Annotated in this window: 17 protein-coding genes and 1 pseudogene; 8 read left to right on the top strand and 10 right to left on the bottom strand. The window is 44.0% G+C overall.

Annotation, left to right across the window (positions count from 1 at the left end):
• Positions 1-25 precede the first annotated feature (25 nt).
• Together KT990_RS03210 and KT990_RS03205 are read left to right on the top strand one after the other, a co-directional pair.
• A complete protein-coding gene (locus KT990_RS03210) occupies positions 26-697 on the top strand; it encodes a heavy metal response regulator transcription factor (protein WP_005097421.1) in 672 nt (223 codons plus the stop codon).
• Positions 694-2,079 carry a heavy metal sensor histidine kinase gene (locus KT990_RS03205; protein WP_100357729.1) on the top strand — a complete coding sequence of 462 codons (1,386 nt, stop codon included), beginning with the start codon at positions 694-696 and terminating at the stop codon, positions 2,077-2,079. The genes KT990_RS03210 and KT990_RS03205 overlap by 4 nt, the downstream gene beginning before the upstream one ends.
• Here the strand turns inward: KT990_RS03205 and KT990_RS03200 are convergent.
• Complete coding sequence (locus KT990_RS03200; RefSeq protein ID WP_180038733.1) at positions 2,076-2,864, bottom strand: rRNA large subunit pseudouridine synthase E; 789 nt, start codon at positions 2,862-2,864, stop codon at positions 2,076-2,078. The two genes, KT990_RS03205 and KT990_RS03200, sit on opposite strands and share 4 nt — an antisense overlap.
• Positions 2,865-3,059: 195 nt before the next feature.
• On the opposite strand from KT990_RS03200, the pseudogene KT990_RS03195 reads away from it, so the two are divergent.
• The 3 genes and pseudogenes from KT990_RS03195 to KT990_RS03190 form a co-directional block, all read left to right on the top strand.
• Positions 3,060-3,223, top strand: a pseudogene (locus KT990_RS03195) (NADP-dependent isocitrate dehydrogenase); the annotation flags it as partial.
• A gap of 603 nt (positions 3,224-3,826) precedes the next feature.
• Positions 3,827-3,955 (top strand): hypothetical protein, encoded by a 129-nt coding sequence (locus tag KT990_RS13565; RefSeq protein ID WP_005170281.1) that lies wholly within the window; start codon positions 3,827-3,829, stop codon positions 3,953-3,955.
• Positions 3,956-4,100: 145 nt separating this feature from the next.
• Positions 4,101-4,661, top strand: coding sequence for a M23 family metallopeptidase (locus KT990_RS03190; RefSeq protein ID WP_218209158.1), 561 nt, complete (start codon positions 4,101-4,103; stop codon positions 4,659-4,661).
• Here the strand turns inward: KT990_RS03190 and KT990_RS03185 are convergent.
• A complete protein-coding gene (locus KT990_RS03185; protein WP_005170284.1) occupies positions 4,640-5,851 on the bottom strand; it encodes a YbfB/YjiJ family MFS transporter in 1,212 nt (403 codons plus the stop codon). The genes KT990_RS03190 and KT990_RS03185 overlap by 22 nt on opposite strands.
• 216 nt (positions 5,852-6,067) lie before the next feature.
• Positions 6,068-7,498, bottom strand: a complete 1,431-nt coding sequence (locus tag KT990_RS03180; protein WP_218209157.1) for a pyridoxal phosphate-dependent aminotransferase — start codon at positions 7,496-7,498, stop codon at positions 6,068-6,070.
• Positions 7,499-7,727: 229 nt separating this feature from the next.
• Here KT990_RS03180 and msrB point away from each other — a divergent pair, with 229 nt between their 5' ends.
• Together msrB and KT990_RS03170 are read left to right on the top strand one after the other, a co-directional pair.
• On the top strand, positions 7,728-8,147 hold the full coding sequence (msrB, locus tag KT990_RS03175; RefSeq protein WP_005097408.1) for a peptide-methionine (R)-S-oxide reductase MsrB: 420 nt from the start codon (positions 7,728-7,730) through the stop codon (positions 8,145-8,147).
• Positions 8,144-8,620: a glutathione peroxidase gene (locus tag KT990_RS03170; protein ID WP_005170286.1), complete on the top strand. Its 477-nt coding sequence runs from the start codon at positions 8,144-8,146 to the stop codon at positions 8,618-8,620. Before msrB ends, KT990_RS03170 begins: the two co-directional genes overlap by 4 nt.
• Positions 8,621-8,732: 112 nt before the next feature.
• Here the strand turns inward: KT990_RS03170 and dapC are convergent, their stop codons facing one another.
• The 5 genes from dapC to KT990_RS03145 form a co-directional block, all read right to left on the bottom strand.
• Positions 8,733-9,902, bottom strand: coding sequence for a succinyldiaminopimelate transaminase (dapC, locus tag KT990_RS03165; RefSeq protein ID WP_218209156.1), 1,170 nt, complete (start codon positions 9,900-9,902; stop codon positions 8,733-8,735).
• A 17-nt stretch (positions 9,903-9,919) separates the two neighbouring features.
• Complete coding sequence (gene glnD, locus KT990_RS03160; RefSeq protein WP_218209155.1) at positions 9,920-12,592, bottom strand: [protein-PII] uridylyltransferase; 2,673 nt, start codon at positions 12,590-12,592, stop codon at positions 9,920-9,922.
• Between the two features lie 26 nt (positions 12,593-12,618).
• Entirely contained in the window at positions 12,619-13,833 is a 1,215-nt protein-coding gene (purT, locus tag KT990_RS03155) for a formate-dependent phosphoribosylglycinamide formyltransferase (protein WP_218209154.1), read from the bottom strand.
• A gap of 370 nt (positions 13,834-14,203) precedes the next feature.
• Positions 14,204-14,551, bottom strand: coding sequence for an L-valine transporter subunit YgaH (gene ygaH / locus KT990_RS03150; protein WP_005097402.1), 348 nt, complete (start codon positions 14,549-14,551; stop codon positions 14,204-14,206).
• A complete protein-coding gene (locus KT990_RS03145; protein WP_218209153.1) occupies positions 14,548-15,300 on the bottom strand; it encodes an AzlC family ABC transporter permease in 753 nt (250 codons plus the stop codon). The genes ygaH and KT990_RS03145 overlap by 4 nt, the downstream gene beginning before the upstream one ends.
• A 103-nt stretch (positions 15,301-15,403) precedes the next feature.
• Here KT990_RS03145 and KT990_RS03140 point away from each other — a divergent pair, with 103 nt between their 5' ends.
• Positions 15,404-15,901: a hypothetical protein gene (locus tag KT990_RS03140; protein WP_005170291.1), complete on the top strand. Its 498-nt coding sequence runs from the start codon at positions 15,404-15,406 to the stop codon at positions 15,899-15,901.
• Between the two features lie 204 nt (positions 15,902-16,105).
• Here the strand turns inward: KT990_RS03140 and KT990_RS03135 are convergent, their stop codons facing one another.
• Positions 16,106-16,723, bottom strand: a complete 618-nt coding sequence (locus KT990_RS03135; protein ID WP_218209152.1) for a superoxide dismutase — start codon at positions 16,721-16,723, stop codon at positions 16,106-16,108.
• A gap of 210 nt (positions 16,724-16,933) precedes the next feature.
• Complete coding sequence (gene ychF / locus KT990_RS03130) at positions 16,934-18,025, bottom strand: redox-regulated ATPase YchF (protein ID WP_005097395.1); 1,092 nt, start codon at positions 18,023-18,025, stop codon at positions 16,934-16,936.
• Positions 18,026-18,184 lie beyond the last annotated feature (159 nt).

Here is an 18,184-nt window from a genome sequence, read left to right as displayed (position 1 = left end):
AGCTAAAAACAGCTAAACTACTGACATGCATATTTTAATTGTAGAAGATGAAGTCAAGATTGCTGAATATCTGGCAAAAGGACTGAGTGAGTCAGGTTATAGCACGGCCATTGCTGAAAATGGCGTGTTGGCATTGGCCTGTTTGCAGCAACAGTCATTTGATCTGGTACTGCTGGATGTAATGCTGCCAGATCTGGACGGCTGGCAGGTGCTGAAAACCTTGCGAACTTTTAGCCAGATTCCGGTATTGATGCTCACTGCACGCGATCATGTGCTGGATCGGGTGAAAGGCCTGGAGCTTGGCGCCGATGATTATCTGACCAAACCTTTTTCCTATATTGAGTTACTGGCCCGGATCAAAAGTCTGTTGCGCCGTGTGCCGCGACTGGAGCAGGAGGCCTATCAGGTTGCAGGTCTGGTATTGAACCGCCTAAAGCATGAAGTATATCGTAATGAACAAAAGATCGAATTAAGCCAGAAAGAATTTGCGCTGTTGCAACTGTTGATGGAGCATCAGGGGCAGGTGATGACCCGGAGCCAGATTGCCTCCATGGTCTGGAATATCAATTTTAATACCGATACCAATGTGGTGGATGTGGCCATTCGCAGGCTGCGGAGCAAAATTGATGATCATTACACGCCAAAACTGATTCATACCGTACGCGGTATGGGTTATAAACTTGATGAATACCCATGAACAATCCTATCTTATTACCGCTGGCAACACGCTTGAGTATTGCGTTTGCATTGGTGTCCTGCGTGGTTTTTTTGAGTGTGGCGTTACTGTCTTATCAAAATATGCAACAGATGATTCAGGCTCAGCAGGATCAGGCACTGGCTGCACGTATTTCCCGAATTGAAATATTTCTTGAAGATGCCCAGAGTTTCGAGCTTTTGGTTCAGCATCCCAAATTATATGAAAACATGCTGGGGCAAGAAGATAATCTACTGCTGCTGCAACATCAGAATAATCGCTTGATTGAAATCAATCCTTTGCAGATTCATATTCCGGCATTGCACTATACCTCTGCCTTACAGTTTCAGAATAATCAGGCTGAACAGCCTTCGACACGACTGGCTTTTAAACAGGTGCAGTTTGATGGTCGCAGTTATCAACTGGTGGCTGGTAAGCAGCTGGCAGAGGGACAAAGGATACTGGCAAGCTATTTATCAAAACTGGTGCTCTATAGTCTGCTTGGCATACTGCTCTCGACCTTGATGGCCTGGCTGGCAGGACGCTATATTCTCAAGTCCATGCGCCAGTTGATGCTGGCTACAGCACAGGTCAATATTCAGCAGCCCAATCAGCACATCGATGTTCAGAGTAATACGCTTGAGGTTCAAGAGCTGCGTCAGGCCATGAACGATATGCTCGCTAATATTCAGGCTGCGTATCAGCAGCTGGCACGTTTTTCTGAGGATATTTCACACGAACTTCGCACCCCATTAAACAATTTAATCGGGCAGACACAGATTCTGTTATCGCGGTCGCGCGAACCTGCTGAGCTGGAAAATCTGCTCTATTCCAACTTGGAAGAATACGAACGCCTGAGCCAGATGATTGAAAGTATGCTGTTTATCGCCCGGGTAGAACATGGCGGATATGCGATTGAAAAACAGCGTTTCAATCTAAATGACATGCTGCAAGAATTGCTTGAGTACTTCAGCTTTCTGGCCGAAGAGAAGCAGATGCATTTAAAAGTGGATGTTCCGCCAGATTTAAGTCTGACAGCCAGCACCGTATTGTTACAGCGCGCAGTCGCCAATCTGATCAGCAATGCCATTACTTATGGTCAGCCTGGGAGTGAGATTATTGTGTCTGCACAGCGACTCAACCACAGGATTAAAATATCAGTGTTGACGCCAGAAGTCTGGATTGCAGAGCAGCACCATCCGCATTTATTTGAGCGTTTTTATCAGATCGATGACAGCCGGCACGAAAAAGCCCAGACGGGTGGTCTGGGCCTTGCCATTGTACAGTCGATCATGCAGCTCCATCAGGGGCAGACAACTGTAGAAAATACACCGTCTGGCGTGATCTTTAGCCTGTCCCTACCTGATGAGCAGACTGGGTTTTAACCACGACCGCGTCCGCGACCACGAGGTGCTTTGGTATTTGGACGAGTTGTACCATTGGTACGACGTTTCGGCTTTTCGCTTTCGTCCATTTGCCAGATACGTTTGGTACCTGATTTTTTCACTGAACCATCTTTGTTCTTGCGAACCATTGGCTTACCACCCGTACCACCCGGTTTTTTCACATAAGAACGTGAACGGTATGGCTCTTCAGCAGGAACATTCTGGAAATCTGGATAAAGTAAAGGTTCAATTTCTTTGGTTTCACCCGGTTTAATATCCATACGTACAAGGTCAATATCACCAATTTTAGTACGGATTAAACGCAGTGTAGGGAAGCCCACCGCAGAGGTCATACGACGAACCTGACGGTTACGGCCTTCACAAATTGAAATCTCAACCCAAGACGTTGGGACAGATGCACGGAAACGTACAGGAGGATTACGCTCCCACAACCATTCCGGTTCAGATACTTTTTCAGCTTTGGCTGGAAGGGTCATGCCATCTTTAAGTTCCACACCTTTACGAAGCTGCTCAAGTGCTTCTTCGGTGACATCACCATCAACCTGCACCATATAGGTTTTAAACTTTTTATTGGCAGGATTGGTGATGTACTGGTTCAGACCACCGTGATCTGTTAAAAAAACCAGACCTTCTGAGTCCATGTCCAGACGACCAGCAAGACGTAAATCTTTATCGTCGATGAAATCAGCCATGGTTGGGTGTTTTTCATCTGGGCGGAATTGGGAGAGGACGTCATAGGGTTTGTTTAAAATGACGATTTTCATAGTAAATAACTTCTATAATTACATAAACTTAAAAAATGTAGAGGCTTATTTTAAAGGGAAATTTGGTTATTTCCCGTATAAATCTCAAAAACAACGAATCTGGATTAGAATATTATGCGTTAAGAACAGTTGAAAGTATTGCCTAATTGGCAATTATTTTTAGGTTTGTCAGTAGCATTCGGAAAAATATGAAGAATAGAATATCAAAAGATCGTAGTACCTGCGGATGGTGCCAAATTACCGTTAATGCAGACCTGTCACTCAACCTAGCAAATAATCCAATTGTCCCATGTATCAAAGGGAATGAAATTGGTGCTGATATTACACCAACAATACAGGCTGTGGTAGATGTTACAGTTTAAAAGTATAGAGTAGTAAGCCCTCAAATGCTTGGATCAGATAGATATCGAATCTGTCAGAAGTAAAAAAAGGTTATTAAGTTAATCAAAGAGAAAAAATGGACATGACTAGAATCACCTTGAACTAAATTGTGCGTTAAACATGAACTACTAGAAAGAAGTCCTGACCTGATCATAAAGAAGATTTTAGCTATAAAAACAGCCAAAGAGCGAACATTCACGCAGTCTTGCGCTGGAGGTCAAGCGCAAGACTGCGAGCTTTTTTTGAATTTGATCATCCTACTATTGCAGATATACTTAACTCATTAAAGCCTGATTCTCCTAATTAAAACCTATATTAATCGCAGGTTTCTCAGGGGGATTAAATTTTCTTAAATTCTGATTGATAAACGCCCAAAAGTTAAAATGAGTATCAAGCTGCAACTTTGCGTAAAGATTGTAGTGAGCCAGAACAGGATTTGTTCTGAGTTGAATCACTTAGCCAACCTATTATTACATTGACGTATTTGGATACAGCTCGATGATTGGCATATTTTCCAAAAACGTTAGAGTGATCAATGGAACTTCCAGTGATAGAGACGTTTCTCCGAAGGAGTACATAATATGGCCAAATCTAAAGCGAAACATAAGCAGGTCCAACAAAAGGACAAGCAGGACAGCGCTCAGAATGAAGAGCAACAACAGCAACAGCAACAACCAGCCAAACCCTCCCGTGCAAAAAAACGTAAGTAATTCCTAGCTACCTTCCATAACAACCCCCTTACATAAGGGCGTTGTTATATCATTGATTTTATAAAAATATCATTCAAAAAATTACAAGATTACGACTTTAAATTGTGCTGTTCTGCTTAAGATAAAAACCATCTTTCTAAAATAAATGCGAATAATATTGGTGAAATTTTTTCGGATTTTAAGCTTAATTTTATCTGTATGCTTTGTCTTGACCGCCTGTCAGCCACCACCTTCAGGTGAAGCAGCAGGATGGAAAAGTCCTTATCTTTATTGGCAACTGAAAAAGACTCAATTAGAAGCACCGTTACAGATTCCGGTCGAAGGTATTACAGTCCGCCAAATTAATGATACGTGGGGTGCCGCGCGCAGTGCAGGCCGTAAACATGAAGGGACAGATATTTTTGCTCAGCGTGGCACACCTGTCTTAAGTGCCACCCAAGGGATTGTACGTAAAATTGGCACCAATAATCTGGGCGGGAAAATTATTTGGGTGACAGGGCCTGATATGAGTCAGCATTACTATGCGCATCTGGATGATTATGCTGAGCATATTCAGGAAGGCGACTGGGTTGAAGCGGGCGAAGTGATTGCCTATGTCGGCAATACTGGAAATGCCAAAAATACTCCGCCACATCTACATTACGGGATTTATCTGAGTGGGCAAGGGGCGACCAATCCATATCCTTATTTAGTGCCTTCTCCTTGAGCAGAAACTGGATGGGAGTGTGTTTCAGGAGTGAATCTGGCAGGACGGGTACACCAGAATAATTGCAATGTTCCTAATAAAAGAACAAATGCAGCTAATATGAACTGTTGATGATAGCTCAAGCCAAAATATTGCAGCGCACTAAAACTGAGTCCGCCAATCAGCTGAACAGAGGCGAAACACAAGGTGGCAATGCTCCAGAGTTTTTTATACGCCAGCCCATACAGTTGCAAAATGGTATAAGAGGTCAGGAAGACCACAGCAGGGTTTAGCATGCCGGTCAAAAAGGAAGAGCTCAACGTGAGCAATGCTTGGCCCTCTAGAGTCGCAATAAAAATAGCCACAATATAAAGACTATAAAGAATTTTCAGGGCAGCAAAATTACCGAATTTTCTGGCCAGTGCATAAGCACTGAAGGCGCCTAAAGCACTACCAAATCCATAAAGAATCCAATTGAAGTTAATCCAGAACAAGCTCAATTCCAACTGCTGGCTTAAATAATCAATCCAGAAGAGCGAATGCGGTATATAGGCAAAGGCGCTACACGCGTAGACAGCCAGTAAGCTATAAAAGACGCTATTCAAAGATATCTTGGAGGTAGTCGAAGGTGCTTGTACGGACAAATAAGGCTTAAATTTTTGGATAAGTCCACTTAAACATAGACAAATGAGCAGGGCAAAGCCACATAAGATCAGCCAGGCAGTCTGTATGGAAATCTGATCCAGATAAGGCAGAAACAGGGTTGCAATTAATACACCTAATCCGATTCCGCTAAAACCGATAAAGTTGATTTTAAGACGATCCTGAAGCTCACAGCACTGCGCAACTACACTCGGCGATAAGATCATCATCAGCCCGCCGCTGATTCCTGAAATCACGCGCCAAAAGATATACCAAACTTCAGAGAAACCAGAAAATGCACAGCACATCAGACTGAACATACCGGCAAAAGCTGAAATTTGAATATACCTGCTCATACTGCGGTCTTGAGGCAGACGCATGGCGGTATAGGCACCGATTAAATAACCCAGTAAATTGGCACTGCCCAAAAGCCCGGCAAAATCTGTACTCCAGCCAAAGGCTTCTCGTGTGCCGGGTAACAGCGCAGTATAAGAGAAACGAAGAATGCCAATCCCCAAGCACATACTAAGGCAGAGAAACAGGCTGAGTTTAATTGTGTGTGAGGACATCCGTGTACTCATAAAGTTTTATATTTGGTTAAAAAATAACATGAATCTTCGTGATTAAGGAGAAATCACTTGATAAGAAACCGTTGAGTGCAGGAATTTGTGCTTCAGGAAGTCTTTGTACTTTTTAAAATGTTATAAGTCGAAACTTTGAATATGGAGAGAAATAAAAAAACCGCATTCAGAAATGCGGTTTTTTTATGTTGTCTATTTCAGGAGTTAACGCATCTTGGCCAGGAAACGGCCAACACGGGTAAGCGCTTCACGCAGTTCATTTTCAGCCGGCAGGAACACCACACGAAAATGATCCGGTGTCGGCCAGTTAAAGCCTGTACCTTGAACCAGAAGTACTTTCTCGGCACGTAACAAGTCCAGCATCAGCTTTTCATCGTCCTGAATTGGATAAACGTTCGGATCCAGTTTCGGGAAGCAGTACATCGCCCCCTCAGGCTTGACACAGGACACCCCAGGAATCTCGTTCAGCATTTCCCAGGCAATATTACGCTGTTCATACAAACGGCCACCCGGACGAATCAGGTCATTAATGGACTGATAGCCGCCCAGTGCAGTCTGAATTGCATATTGCGCCTGATGGTTGGCACACAGGCGCATAGATGCCAGCATGTCCAGACCTTCGATATAGTCTGCTGCACGTGTTTTATTGCCGGTAATGGCCATCCAGCCAGAACGGAAGCCAGCAATACGATAAGCCTTTGATAAACCGTTAAATGATACACAAATCTGATCACCTGCCAAGGCAGCTACAGCGACATGCTCGATACCGTCATAGATGATTTTGTCATAGATTTCGTCAGCAAATAAAATCAGGTCATACTTCTTGGCCAAGTCCACGATCTGTTGCAAGACATGACGCGGATAAACCGAACCGGTCGGGTTGTTTGGATTAATAATCACAATACCACGGGTATTTGGCGTGATTTTACTTTCCATATCGACAATGTCTGGATACCAGTGATTTTCTTCATCACATTTATAATGAATCGCCGTACCGCCAGACAGATTGACTGCCGCAGTCCAGAGTGGATAATCTGGCATTGGAATCAGCATTTCATCGCCATCATCCAATAGACCCTGCATGGCCATGACAATCAGTTCAGACACACCATTACCGATATAGACGTCATTGACGTGCATATCCAGAATGCCTTTTTGCTGGTAATACTGGCAGATCGCCTTACGTGCCGGGAAAATCCCTTTAGAATCTGTATAGCCAATGGCATTTGGCAGATTTAAAGCCACATCATTGATGATTTCTTGTGGTGCTTCAAAACCGAATGGGGCGGGGTTGCCGATATTCAGTTTGATAATCTTATGACCCGCTTCTTCCATCTCGATGGCCGCTCGTAACACAGGCCCGCGAATGTCGTAGCAAACATGCTCGAGCTTAGACGATTTCTTAATTTCGCGAGGGGTTGGGAGAGTGTTCGGCATTTTGATGTTCTCGGAAAGAGTGGAGGTCACTTTTGCATAACGGTATAAATAACTTTTAAATGTCTCAGTTGTTACCAGATCGAGATGATGTTCATCTCTGAGTAAAGCAACAATTCTTTCATGGGTAAATCCTAGCTGTTGATACTGTTTAATCACAGGTAACAGATTTTTAAAAATCACGCTCTTTTTTTGCGACATTTTTTAATCCTGAGCAAGAATATGACTAAGCTTAACACTAAATTTGCTCACAAAAAAGCATTTAGTACATAAGTTGCTTACTTTGTTTCCGAATATTTGCTTACTTTTTGCTTTTTTGGCTATTATAGGTCTTTTGTAAATTGTTAAATAAACACTAGAATTTTTAAATTGAATCACGTAAATATAGGATTATCCTATTTTAAATAGCAAGATAAAAAGGTACGCAATCATGGGAAAACTCAATAAAACAGACAGAGAATGGCAAAGAGAGTTATCACCTGAAGAGTTCCGTATTACACGCCAAAAGGGAACCGAACCCGCATTTACCGGGAAATACTGGAATACCAAACAAGATGGTGTTTACGTATGTCGCTGTTGTGGTGAACCTTTATTTACTTCAGAAACCAAATTTGACAGTGGTTGTGGCTGGCCAAGCTTTTACCGTCCCCTGAGCAGTTCAGTCATAGAAGAATTACCTGATACTTCACACGGGATGGTCAGAACTGAAATTGTTTGTCATCATTGTGACGCACATTTAGGGCATGTTTTCCCTGATGGTCCAGAACCGACGGGCTTACGTTATTGTGTAAACTCGGCTTCTTTAGAATTAGAAACACAAGAAAAAAATGATGAGGAAACCTATCCATGACCAGCATTTATCAGTTTGAAGCTGAATTGTTAGATGGTAAAAGCAAACAGCTTGCAGATTATGAAGGCAAGGTACTTTTAATCGTGAATACAGCAAGTAAATGTGGCTTTACCCCACAATTCTCAGGATTAGAGAAGCTTTACGAGAAATATAAAGATCAAGGTCTGGAGGTCTTAGGATTTCCATGCAACCAGTTTGGCGGTCAGGATCCAGGTTCCAATGAACAGATTGGTGAGTTTTGCCAGAAAAATTACGGGGTATCTTTCCCGATGTTTTCCAAAGTGGATGTTAAAGGCCCTGAAGCGCATGCCATCTTCCGTTATTTGACCAATAATTCCAAAGGTATTTTAGGAAATGGGATTAAATGGAACTTTACCAAGTTTCTGATTGGACGTGATGGTAAGGTTTTGAACCGTTTTGCACCGACGACCAAGCCTGAAGATCTTGAAGTTGAAATCGAAAAAGTACTCTAAACTTTATTTTGAGACATGAAAGAATTTTTGAGTGCTGGATTAAAATTGATCGTATTGCATTTTTATAAAAAACCACTGTATTTACAGTGGTTTTTTTGATTATGACTTAAGTCTAGAGAATCGCTTTTAGACGTTGAATGACTTGTTCACATTGTGCCAGATCAGCAACCAGAGCTAAACGTACATGATTTTCACCCGGATTACCTTGTTCAGTATCACGAGACAGATAACGGCCCGGCAGAACTTTAATATGGGCTTTTTCCATCAGCATTTTGGCAAAGGCTTCATCATTGTCGACTTTGAGCCAGTAGTAGAAACCGGCATCCGGTTTTTTCAGTAGCAGCAGGTGACCGAGTTCTTGCTGGAACAAATCAAATTTGGCGCGGTATTGCACCCGGTTGTCTTCCACATGGGCTTCATCGTTCCAGGCAGCAATAGAAGCCAGTTGGTGCTGTACCGGCATCGCTGCACCGTGATAAGTACGATACTGCAAATACGGTTTTAGCAAAGTTGCGTCACCGGCGACAAAACCTGAACGCATGCCCGGCAGATTGGAGCGTTTAGACAGCGAGTGAAATACCACACAGTTTTTATAGTCATCACGACCGATTTCAGCACAAACTTCCAGTAAACCTACAGGTGCTTGATCAAACCACAGTTCCGAATAGCATTCATCTGAAGCAATCACAAAGTTGTATTGATCCGACAGCGCAATCAGTTTTTTAAACTGTTCTTTGGATAGCACTGCACCGGTTGGATTGCCCGGGGTACAGACAAATAGCAATGCCGTTTTTTCCCAGACTTCTGCCGGAACCGCATCAAAATCACCAAGGTAGTTATTTTCTTCAGTACAGTTGATGAAATAAGGTTTTGCACCTGCGAGCAGTGTTGCGCCTTCATAAATCTGGTAGAACGGATTTGGCATCACCACGTAAGGTGCCTCTTCACGATTCACCAAAGCCTGTACAAACGAGAAAATCGCTTCACGCGTACCGGAAACAGGCAGGATATTGCTGTCTGCACTGATGCTATTTAGCTTAAAACGGCGCGTCAGCCATTGGGCAATACTTTCGCGTAGCTCAGGCAGGCCTTTACTGTTTGGATATGTCGACAAATGTTTGAAGTTATCGATAATCGCTTGTTTCACAAACTCCGGTGCAGGATGCTTCGGTTCACCAATCGACAGGGGAATTAAAGGCATATTTGCAGGCTGGATATCCGCAAAAAGCTGATTTAACTTTTCAAACGGATAAGGATGCAGTAGAGACAAGCTAGAGTTCATGAATAAGTAACCGCGTTTTAATGTGAGTGTTGACTACAAACCTGATGAGAGGCTTCATCCAGCGCAGTTTTAAGTGCAGCTGCAAATTCGGCAGATTCTCCAGGTGTCATAGGGTTGCCATCTTTTTTGGTGACAAAGAATATATCTTCGGCACGTTCGCCAAGTGTGGCAATTTTGGCAGAGTGTATATCCAGCCCTTGCATCATAAATAAACCACCGATTTTGGCAAGTAAACCGGGATGATCGAGAGTGGCAATTTCAACCATATTCTGATTCAAGGCAGGATTGATACTGATATCGACTGTATTTTCAATATCGAAATGACGTAATTGACGTGGAATCCGGCGCTGCATCAGGCCCGGATATTCATCTGAATGACTCAAGGCATCTTTCAGAGCTTCAATCACTGTGGCTTCCCGTTCAGGGTCGGTGAGTAAGGTACCAAAGCGATCCAGCACCACATAGGTATCCAGACTAAAAGCTTTGGTGGCAGTAATAATCCGTGCGTCTTGTACATCCAGATTCATACGATCCAGAATAGCCACCGTGGTAGCAAACAGATTCGGTTTATCCTGCGTATAAATAAAGATCTGTACCGCATCTTGGGCATATTTACGGTGCGCCCGCATCAGCACCAAAGGCGCAGGATTATCCCCGTGTTGTAAAATGGCACGAGTATGCCAGGCAATTTCATCTGCTGTTTCTTTCAGAAAATAGTCATCACCAAGTTCCTGCCAGACTTTTTCTACTTCATCCAGTGAAAAATCTTGAACCAGAAGTTCGCTGGCCGCAAATTTGGTATCTTCAATTAGCATTTGGTAATCAACCGGACGGCCGAGGCCGGAGCGGATCACATCGCGCGCCTGAGTATACAGTTGACGCATCAGCGAAGCGCGCCAGGTATTCCACAGCTTCGGATTGGTGGCGTTAATATCGGCGACTGTCAGGGTGTACAGATAGTCCAGATGTTCCATGTCACCCATTTTTTCGGCGAATTCTTTGACCACATCCGGATCGGAAATATCTTTTTTCTGGGCAGTCACCGACATCACCAGATGATTTTGGATCAGCCAGGCCACCAGATTACTTTCGCGTTCAGTAAAGCCATGGCTACGGCAGAATTTAATCGCGTCGCTGGCACCGAGTTCACTGTGGTCACCGCCACGACCTTTAGCAATATCATGGAAAATTGCTGCCAGATAGACGATGTCACGACGGGTCAGACGCTGAAACACTGAACTGACCACAGGAAATTCCTTGGCAAATTCAGGTTCTTTAAAGCGGTTTAAATTACGCAACAGCAATAAGGTATGTGCATCGACCGTATAGATATGGAACAGGTCATATTGCATCAGTCCCAGAATCTGTCCAAAGGCCGGGATGTAATTTCCAAGCACACCATAACGCTTCATCGCGACCATAGTATCGTAGAGTCGATGCGGTGAACGGATAATCGCCATAAACAGCGCCTGATGCACCGGATTATCACGAAAATCCTGATCAATGCGTTTTCCTGCCAAGGTCAGCAGGCGTAAGGTACGCGCACGAATGCCCTGAATTTCAGGACGATTGGCCAACAGGTAGAAAATTTCCAGAATCGCGCTTGGATTTTCCGAGAAAATCTTGTGATGCTGAACTGCTAACTTGCCATCGACCAGTTTGAAATTTTCATTAATTTCCTCAATCTGGCGTTCATATTGCGGTAAACGTGGGGTAATCACAGATTCATTGAAGTAGGCCAGCAGCATTTCATTGAGCGTAGAGACTTGCTGTGCGCTGCGATAATAGCGCTTCATGAACTGTTCGATCGGATAATTTGGATGATGCGCCTCATCACGCACATAGCCGAATTTAGCCGCAATATCACGCTGATAATCAAACAATAAGCGGTTTTCATCGCGCTTGGTCAGGCGGTGCAGATGATGACGAATCTCCCAAAGAAAACTTTCAGCTTCTTCGAGCACACCGAGTTCAAATTCTGAAATAAAACCCAGATGTACCAGATCATAAATCCGGTTGACGCGGAAATGTCGTTTGGCAATCCAGCCGATCTGGTTGATGTCGCGGATACCGCCCGGTGCATTTTTAATATCCGGTTCCAGATTGCTTTCGGTATTGTTGTGCTGAGCATAGCGTTTATGCTGCTCATCCATTTTGGCATCAAAGAAGGTTTTATCGGTCCAGGTGCGTGACACGATGCGCCGTGGCCATTTGCACAGGTTCTCATTGCCAATAATCAGGCGTGCTTCGATTAGCGTAGTGGCAACGGTGAGATCACTACTGGCCTGACTGACACAGTCATTGATGGTACGCACGCTGATCCCCGGTTTGAAATTACCGACATCCCAGAGTAATGAAATGAAGGTAGAAATCAGCTGTTCCTGCTCTGGACTAATCTCGTCTTCTGACAGGATCATGAGGTCGACATCAGAATAAGGCAGCATTTCACGGCGACCATAACCTCCAACAGCAAACAGGGCCAAATCGCTTTGATCCAGTTCGGCATATTTCCAGAGAAATTGCAGTGCTTCATCAATCAGATTGGAACGTGCCAGAATAATATCCCGAATCGACTGTCCATTTTCAAAACTCTCCTGTAGCTGATTTTCGACATCACTACGCCATTGATTGATGGCTTTAATGTCATGGTTACTTTTAATGTAATTCAGCAGAGGTAAGGTATTGATCATGAACAGTGGTCCGTTGGTATTTCAGCTTAGTTTTGATTAATGCTAACTTGATTTGCGACCTGAAGTGCCAGTTCGCGTGCCTGTTCAATGCTTTCAGCACGTGCAGTCGCAACACCCATGCGACGCCGTTCGAAGCCTTCAGGTTTGCCAAACAGGCGCAAATCAGTATTGCCGTCTGCTAAAGCAAGATTCAGGCCAGAAAATGAAAGATTACGATCATCTACCCCGGCATAAATCACCGCGCTGGCAGCCACACTATGCCGTGTGGTATTGACCGGCAGGCCTAAAATCGCACGTGCATGCAATTCAAATTCGCTTTGGAATTGAGAGGCAAGTGTTACCAGTCCGGTATCGTGTGGACGAGGAGAAACCTCACTAAACCATACTTGGTCGCCTTTGATAAAGAGTTCTACACCAAAGATTCCGCAACCCCCCAGTGCTGTGGTGACTTTGTGGGCAATGCGTTTAGATTCCTCTAGCGCTGCTGGAGTCATCGGCTGAGGTTGCCAGCTTTCGACATAATCGCCCGAGTCCTGACGATGTCCGATCGGATCGCAATAAGAGGTTTCGATCTCGCCGGTTGCCGGATTTTTTGCACGAACAGTCAATAAGGTAATTTCAAAATCAAAGTCAATCTGTGATTCTACAATGACGGTACCCTGATTGACCCGACCTCCAGTTTGTGCATATTCCCAAGCCGCATCGACTTCATCAAAGCAGGTGACACGAGACTGGCCTTTGCCTGAAGATGACATCACTGGTTTAACAAAGTTTGGATAGCCGACATCGTCGCAGGCAGCACGGAAGGACTCTAAACTGTCAGCAAATCGGTACGCTGAAGTTGGCAGCCCCAGTTCTTCTGCGGCCAGACGGCGAATGCCTTCGCGGTTCATGGTCAGATTGACCGCTTTAGCCGAAGGAATGACGGTCGCAATATTTTGTTCTTCAACGTCAACCAGTACTTGTGTGGCAATGGCTTCAATTTCAGGAACGATTAAATGTGGCTGGATTTGATGGATCAATTGTTTTAATTCTTCAGCATCGGCCATATTCAAGGTATAGGAATAATGCGCGACTTGCATGGCAGGTGCATGCTCATAACGGTCAGCAGCATGAACTTCGACCCCAAGACGTTGTAGTGAAATCACCACTTCCTTGCCCAGTTCACCAGAACCCAATAATAGAACTTTATAGGCAGAAGCTTGCAGGGGAGTACCAATAGTCACGCTCATGTGTGTCATCCATGCTTGATTTTATGGACTTTTAGCATAGCAGAACTGAGCCGGCAGTTAAGCCAAGATTCATACAAAATTGTGATATTGTCCAACAGTTTTATTTATAAAGTTTTTCTGGATGTAAGTAAGGCGTAATTGTCATGTCACTGATCTGTCAGACTGATTTGAAGACGGTATATCCTGTTTTGGCAATAGCTTTTTTCTATCTACAACTGGTCGAGTATTAAAAAAGTATAAAAGAATACGGAAATGATTTTATTTGAGCTTTTTCTTTCAGGAAAAATGATAGGGATCAGCTAATTATTTTTATATAATAAAGACCTATGCTTATTCCATAAGCATAGGTCTTTATCTTGATTGATCAGTCAGTTCAAGCTTAAAACGTCATCGGCACATAGGTATAAACCAGACCATAGGTCAGTGCTGCGGTCAGGGTCGCCATCACGATGCGTTTGAATTTAAAGTACAACGCAGTGAGTACGATAAATCCGACCAGCATCGCAATACTTTTATTCGGTGTTTCTAATAATGGCGGTAAGGTAGCAACTACCAGCATGGAGCTGATTGCCGCAATGCCGATTGAACCCAAGGCAATTTTTAGCCACAATGCTCCGCGTTTTTGTGAGCCTTGCTGAAATTTCTGAATCACAAAAAAAGGCCCGAAGCGTGAGACGAAATTGGCGATCCCGACGACAATGCCGACCAGAATAATCTCTAGATTCATGCTTGATCTCCTGCATGTTCAGGATCTGGCTGTTTTAAGATATAGTGCTTGAACAGGCCGGCAAAAATACCGGAACTGATACCAATGAAAATCGCGGCAGACAGATCAATAAAGTAACAGGCCACAGCAGAAACCAGAATGGTGACAGTCACAACAAAAGTATATTTCTTCTCAAAAGCAGCCAATAGGAAACTCAGGAACAGCGCAGGTAACAGGAAGTCTAGAGCCGCTTGCAAGAATTGCGGCAGATTGCTGACCTGATCGGCAAATAAACCACCGAGAAAAGATCCCAATGCCCAGGACATCCAGCTAAACAGGCTTAAACCCAGCATCCAGGATTCAGACCATTCCTGACGCCGTTGCGAGAGCTTGATCATGCCGGAAGCAAAAACCTCATCGGTCAGACCCCAAGACCAGATCGCAGTTTTCTTTAAATTCAGCCGGTCTTGAATCAGGTTTTGCAGCGCAGGGCCATAGAGCAAATGCCGAATGTCTAGGGCAATCACCGTTAATGCCGTCATCCAGATAGATGTGCCACTGCCTAAAAGTGCGACCACAAGGAACTGGCTGGCACCTGCATACATCGAGCAGGAAAGAAACAGCGCTTCCCAAGCCGTAAAGCCAAACTGAGTGGCTGAAACGCCAAAAGCAAACGACACTGGTAAATAAGTGAAGATGATCGCTTGGCTATCTTTTGCACCTTGCCAGAAGCCAGCAGGTTGCGTAGCGAGTTGATTCTGTTCAGACACGACACACCTTGAAGGAGAGTTGAACGATGGGTCAAATGAAGATTGTGTATTCTACGTGAATTTAATAGCATAGTGCCGAAATGTTTAAATTGGCGAGCCTGATATGTGGATGTTCAAGACACGTACGATGCTGACAGCTGCTTTAATGAGCACTGCATTGTTGTTACAAGCGTGTGGGAATGACAGTCAATCGACTGATAAGCCAGAAATTAAACCGGCACCTAAACTGACTAATGATGCGACCACCTATGCCAATGCGGCATGGCAACTGATCAATAAAGTCGATCCACTGGTTTATAATAAAGAAGTGGATCAGCTGGAAACCCAGGTGCGTCAACCGGCACGTAAGCTGAGCACAGACTGGCGTATTAATGTCAAAATGACCGATTCGGTGACTGAAGGTAAATATGCTCTGTGTCGTAAAGCCTTAACCAGTCTGGAAATCTGGGCGCGTACCGTGATCGACAATGGCAGCAGTCTGGAACAAAAGCAGGCGGATTATGAGCGGGATAAACTGCAATGTCAGAATGCGATTGATAATCCTGAATTGGGAAATACTGATCCCAAACAAAAAGGCACCGCGATTGCTAATATGCAATAAACCTTTAGCCATTTAGTTATAAGCATAAAAGCCAGTCATTCAGACTGGCTTTTTTAGGATGAGACAACAGCAAGACTCTAAAAAGAGGGTATCCACACATGTTCTAATAAAATCACAAATACACCACAGATCAGGAGTGTGCTGCCAATTATGCGCTTAATCAGAATAGGTGTAGACATGGTCGATCTCCTTAAATATTTAAAGCTAAAGCGTGTTCAATGCTTCCAGATAACGACGATTCACTTCTTGCCAGTTCACGACATTGAAAAAAGCCGAGATGTATTCCGGACGACGGTTTTGATATTGTAAATAATAAGCATGTTCCCAGACATCCAGACCTAAAAGGGGAATATTGCCATGCATCAGCGGAGAATCCTGATTGGCACTGCTTTCCACAATAAGCGTTTGATCTGGCGCCATACTTAACCAGGCCCACCCACTACCAAAACGGCTAAGCGCTGCTTGGGTAAACGCTTCTTTAAATGCCTCGAATCCTCCTAATTCATGTTCGATTGCCTTGGCAATTTCAGCTTCGGGATGACCACCGCAGTCTGGACTCATCACTGTCCAGAACAGGGAATGATTGGCATGTCCACCAGCATTGTTGATCACGTTCTGTCTGAGTTGCTCGGGCACTTCATTGAATTTGCTAATTAAGGCTTCGACCGATAAATCTTCCCATTCTGTGCCCGCTATTCCTGCATTGATATTATTGATATAGGTTTGATGATGCTTGCTATGATGAATTTCCATAGTCTTGCTATCGATATGAGGCTCTAGCGCATCATAAGCATAAGGTAGTGCAGGCAAGGTGTAGCTCATTGGCAGGATTCCTTGGGAAGAATGGAGTTAGGTTATTTTTCATTAGATTTAAGATACGCTCTAATTTAATATTTATATATGAGAATAGTTATCATTACTGTTAATATGTGTTGATCTTATGCACTTTCAGAAAGCTTGTTATACGTATGAATCCTCTTTTCAAAAGCAATAAAAAAAGCCCCTAAAAGGGGCTTTTCAAACAGCAACGACTTAAACGTTAAAGCGGAAGTGTAAAACATCGCCATCCTGAACGATGTAAGTTTTACCTTCTAGACGCCATTTACCTGCTTCTTTCGCACCAGCTTCGCCGTTGTACTGCACGAAATCATCATAAGCGATACATTCTGCACGGATAAAGCCTTTTTCAAAGTCGGTATGAATCACGCCCGCTGCCTGTGGTGCAGTTGCGCCAACTTTTACGGTCCAGGCACGAACTTCTTGCACGCCCGCGGTGAAGTAAGTTTGTAGGCCCAGTAATGAATAACCTGCACGAATTACAACGTTTAAACCCGGTTCTTCCATGCCCATTGCTTCAAGGAATTCAGCACGGTCTTCATCTTCAAGCAATGAAATTTCAGCTTCAATCTGGTTGCAAAGTGGAACCACAATCGCATTTTCTTCAGCGGCTAATTTTCTGACTGCATCTAAATGCGGGTTGTTTTCAAAACCGTCTTCAGCAACGTTGGCAATATACATGGTTGGTTTAAGCGTCATTAAGCCAAAGCCACGTACCAGTTTACGTTCGTCATCATCCAGATCCGCTGCGCGAGCCGGTTTGCCTTCATCGAGTAAAGGCTGGATTTTTTCTAATACTGCTTTAGTAGCAATTGCTTCTTTGTCACCACCTTTGGCAGATTTAGTCAAACGGGTAATCGCTTTCGCCACCGCGTCGAGATCTGCAAGCGCGAGTTCTGTATTAATCGTGGCGATATCATCCAGTGGATCAATACGACCATTCACATGAATGACGTTTTCATCTTCAAAACAACGTACCACGTGAGCGATTGCATCAGTTTCGCGGATGTTGGCCAGGAACTGGTTACCTAAGCCTTCACCTTTAGAAGCACCAGCGACCAGACCTGCGATGTCCACAAATTCCATAGACGTTGGAATCACGCGCTGCGGTTTAACAATTGCTGTCAATTTGTCTAAACGTGGGTCAGGAACAGGCACGATGCCGGTATTTGGTTCAATGGTACAGAACGGGAAGTTTTCTGCAGCAATAGCAGCTTTGGTTAAAGCATTGAAAAGTGTAGATTTGCCAACGTTCGGCAAGCCGACAATACCGCAATTAAAACCCATGAAATAACTCACAAAAGCGTTATATAAAAATTGCCCCCGATTTTACATGAAAGCACGGCTAAAGTCAGGTCATGCACTTGTGGTTTATTGCAATCAAATGCTTCTTATAACTTAAAAGCTCCGCTGAGCTTTCCCGGATTTATTATGAGTCCGCCGAAT

Origin of the sequence: Acinetobacter sp. F9, assembly GCF_019195275.1 — a bacterium.
Lineage (GTDB): Bacteria > Pseudomonadota > Gammaproteobacteria > Pseudomonadales > Moraxellaceae > Acinetobacter > Acinetobacter pseudolwoffii.
The sequence above is the reverse complement of the archived record's forward strand: the minus strand, read 5'-3'. Positions and strand labels throughout refer to the sequence as shown.

Excerpts from the sequence above, each read along its gene's own strand:
- purT (WP_218209154.1), bottom strand. The coding sequence starts at position 13,833 with ATGACACACATGAGCGTGACTATTGGTACTCCCCTGCAAGCTTCTGCC.
- KT990_RS03170 (WP_005170286.1), top strand. The coding sequence starts at position 8,144 with ATGACCAGCATTTATCAGTTTGAAGCTGAATTGTTAGATGGTAAAAGC.
- KT990_RS03180 (WP_218209157.1), bottom strand. The coding sequence starts at position 7,498 with ATGTCGCAAAAAAAGAGCGTGATTTTTAAAAATCTGTTACCTGTGATT.
- KT990_RS03200 (WP_180038733.1), bottom strand. The coding sequence starts at position 2,864 with ATGAAAATCGTCATTTTAAACAAACCCTATGACGTCCTCTCCCAATTC.
- msrB (WP_005097408.1), top strand. The coding sequence starts at position 7,728 with ATGGGAAAACTCAATAAAACAGACAGAGAATGGCAAAGAGAGTTATCA.
- KT990_RS03135 (WP_218209152.1), bottom strand. The coding sequence starts at position 16,723 with ATGAGCTACACCTTGCCTGCACTACCTTATGCTTATGATGCGCTAGAG.
- KT990_RS03205 (WP_100357729.1), top strand. The coding sequence starts at position 694 with ATGAACAATCCTATCTTATTACCGCTGGCAACACGCTTGAGTATTGCG.
- dapC (WP_218209156.1), bottom strand. The coding sequence starts at position 9,902 with ATGAACTCTAGCTTGTCTCTACTGCATCCTTATCCGTTTGAAAAGTTA.
- KT990_RS13565 (WP_005170281.1), top strand. The coding sequence starts at position 3,827 with ATGGCCAAATCTAAAGCGAAACATAAGCAGGTCCAACAAAAGGACAAG.
- KT990_RS03185 (WP_005170284.1), bottom strand. The coding sequence starts at position 5,851 with ATGTCCTCACACACAATTAAACTCAGCCTGTTTCTCTGCCTTAGTATG.
- ygaH (WP_005097402.1), bottom strand. The coding sequence starts at position 14,551 with ATGAATCTAGAGATTATTCTGGTCGGCATTGTCGTCGGGATCGCCAAT.
- KT990_RS03140 (WP_005170291.1), top strand. The coding sequence starts at position 15,404 with ATGTGGATGTTCAAGACACGTACGATGCTGACAGCTGCTTTAATGAGC.
- ychF (WP_005097395.1), bottom strand. The coding sequence starts at position 18,025 with ATGGGTTTTAATTGCGGTATTGTCGGCTTGCCGAACGTTGGCAAATCT.
- glnD (WP_218209155.1), bottom strand. The coding sequence starts at position 12,592 with ATGATCAATACCTTACCTCTGCTGAATTACATTAAAAGTAACCATGAC.
- KT990_RS03210 (WP_005097421.1), top strand. The coding sequence starts at position 26 with ATGCATATTTTAATTGTAGAAGATGAAGTCAAGATTGCTGAATATCTG.
- KT990_RS03190 (WP_218209158.1), top strand. The coding sequence starts at position 4,101 with ATGCGAATAATATTGGTGAAATTTTTTCGGATTTTAAGCTTAATTTTA.